This window comes from Aquiflexum sp. (genome assembly GCF_041751335.1).
In the GTDB taxonomy this organism is placed as follows: Bacteria; Bacteroidota; Bacteroidia; order Cytophagales; family Cyclobacteriaceae; genus Aquiflexum.
This window is the reverse complement of record NZ_JBGSXS010000150.1, coordinates 1-2,221: the sequence shown is the minus strand read 5'-3', so window position 1 is coordinate 2,221 and position 2,221 is coordinate 1. Positions and strand designations below refer to the sequence as shown.

Here is a 2,221-nt window from a genome sequence, read left to right as displayed (position 1 = left end):
TTCTCTTTCTTTTGGTAGATTTCTTGGTCAGAATGTGGCTTTTGTAAGCATGCTTCCTTCTGATTTTTCCGGTACCTGTCAAGGTAAACCGTTTTTTTGCACTTGATTTAGTTTTTACTTTAGGCATAACTGTATTTGTTTGTTGAAATTATTTCTTACTGGCTTTTGGTGCTAAGAAAAGAAACATTCTTTTCCCCTCCATTTTTGGAAGTTGTTCCACCTGTCCATATTCCTCCAATTCCTGCGCAAATTTCAAAAGCAACATTTCTCCCCTCTCTTTAAATACAATTGACCTACCTACAAAATGGACATAGGCTTTTACTTTTGCACCTTCTTTAAGAAAACCGATAGCATGCTTCAACTTAAAATTGAAATCATGATCATCAGTATTGGGACCAAACCTGATTTCTTTAAGAACAGTCTTTGAAGCATTAGCTTTGATTTCCTTTTGCTTTTTCTTCTGTTCGTACTTGAATTTTGCATAGTCAATCACCTTACAAACAGGCGGACTGGCATTTGGGGAAATCTCAACGAGATCAAGTTCGTTCTCCTTTGCAATTTTTATGGCATCAGCCAAGGTGAGTACAGCGTTTCCGCCATCTACAAAATCTCCTACTACCCTAACTTCTCTTGACCTAATCTTGTCATTTACCTTGTAAGGTTCTTCTTGTCTCTGTCTGAACGGGGTTCTTCCTTTCAAAATTCTAATGGTTGTTTTAATGAAATTGCCTGCAAATATCGGAATAAATTTGAGATATAAAAAAACTCCCTAATTAATACCGTATTTATTTAATTGTTTAATGATTCTTCAATTATCCTTTTGAAGTAAGCAGCAAAGCCCTCAGGGGTATAATTACCAAGGTCACCCTGACCATGCTTTCTTACAGAAACCATACCTTCAATCTGTTCTTTCTCTCCGACGATGAGCATAAAAGGAATTTTTTTAACTTCAGCATCACGTATTTTTCTGCCGATTTTTTCATCCCTGTTATCTATCATCCCAATGATATCAGAATCTTCTAAAGCACTTTTAACCATCTCTGCATATTCTATATATTTCTCGGAAATGGGTAGAATAGTAATCTGATCCGGTGACAACCACAACGGGAAGTTTCCGGCGCAATGCTCTATTAGAACTGCTACAAAACGTTCCAAAGACCCAAATGGGGCTCTATGTATCATAACAGGACGGTGTTTTTGATTGTCAGAGCCAATATATTCCAATTGAAATCTCTCTGGTAAATTATAATCGACCTGAATAGTACCCAATTGCCATTTTCTGCCCAAGGCATCTTTGACCATGAAATCCAACTTTGGACCATAAAAAGCAGCTTCGCCTAATTCAGTCACGGTATCAAGTCCTTTTTCGGCAGCAGCTTCTATGATGGCAGCTTCTGCTTTGTTCCATGCCTCATCGGTACCGATATATTTATCCTTATCATCAGGGTCCCTCAAAGAAATCTGTGCGGTGTATTCTGAAAAACCCAATGCCTTGAATACATATAATACTAAGTCTATTACTTTAATAAATTCTTCTTTTACCTGATCTGGCCTACAGAAAATATGTGCATCATCTTGAGTAAAACCACGAACACGGGTCAATCCATGTAATTCACCACTTTGTTCGTACCTGTAAACAGTTCCAAATTCAGCATATCTGATAGGAAGGTCCTTGTATGATCTAGGCTTGTGTTTGTAGATTTCACAGTGGTGAGGGCAGTTCATCGGCTTCAACAAAAACTCCTCACCTTCATTGGGGGTGTGAATTGGTTGAAATGAATCCTTACCATATTTTTCATAATGTCCTGAAGTCTCATATAGGGCTTTATGGCCTATATGCGGCGTAACTACCTGCTGATATCCGGATTTATCTTGTGCCTTTTTCATAAAGTTGACAAGGCGTTCTCTTAGAAGCGCACCTTTTGGTAGCCACAAAGGCAATCCCATTCCTACTTTTTCAGAAAATGTAAACAATTCCAATTCTCTTCCCAATTTCCTGTGGTCTCTTTTCTTTGCCTCTTCCAACATAAACAGGTAGTCCTGCAATTCCTTGGCTTTCGGAAAAGTAATGCCATAGATACGGGTAAGCATTTTTCTTTTCTCATCCCCTCTCCAATAGGCACCGGCAATGTTCAAAAGCTTGGCTGCTTTGATAAAACCTGTATTTGGGATATGTGGTCCACGGCAGAGATCCACAAAATTGCCTTGTTCATAAAAAGTG

General features: G+C 38.5%; 3 protein-coding genes. All 3 read right to left on the bottom strand.

What is annotated here, in order from left to right; genetic code table 11:
• A partial coding sequence (rpmI, locus tag ACEW8U_RS08420) for a 50S ribosomal protein L35 (protein ID WP_373521599.1) occupies window positions 1-127 on the bottom strand: 127 nt, incomplete at its 3' end.
• Between the two features lie 21 nt (window positions 128-148).
• Window positions 149-700, bottom strand: a complete 552-nt coding sequence (infC, locus tag ACEW8U_RS08415) for a translation initiation factor IF-3 (RefSeq protein ID WP_373521598.1) — start codon at window positions 698-700, stop codon at window positions 149-151.
• Between the two features lie 89 nt (window positions 701-789).
• Window positions 790-2,221 (bottom strand): threonine--tRNA ligase (gene thrS, locus ACEW8U_RS08410; protein WP_373521597.1); only part of this gene is annotated, 1,432 nt, incomplete at its 5' end.